Annotated in this window: 1 protein-coding gene; it reads right to left on the bottom strand. The window is 67.6% G+C overall.

The window, feature by feature from the left end; translation table 11 throughout:
- Positions 1–127: 127 nt before the first annotated feature.
- A partial coding sequence (locus tag EN845_RS35035) for a glucokinase (protein ID WP_189587464.1) occupies positions 128–281 on the bottom strand: 154 nt, incomplete at its 5' end.

Here is a 281-nt window from a genome sequence, read left to right as displayed (position 1 = left end):
GGGCGCTTCGTGATTATCCGCGTGTCGGATGGGCCGCATTCCGGCATCCTCTTAGCGCCCCGGCTACGGCTTGCCTATGGCGAAACTTCGTCGCGGCGGCCGATCGTCGTCCCGAAACCGGGCGCGATCACGCCCGCCAGTGCCGCCCCGCCGTGTTGACGCCGAACAGCGACGGCATCCTGGCATAGGCGGCCAACCCGAGCAGCGCCGCCAGCGGATGGGTAATGACATAGACCGGCATTTCGCGCATCAGCGCGCTGTGCGGCGCCTTGTCCTCGAAG

This window comes from Mesorhizobium sp. M8A.F.Ca.ET.202.01.1.1, from assembly GCF_004791595.1.
Lineage (GTDB): Bacteria > Pseudomonadota > Alphaproteobacteria > Rhizobiales > Rhizobiaceae > Mesorhizobium.
This window is presented reverse-complemented; position numbering and strand designations above follow the sequence as displayed.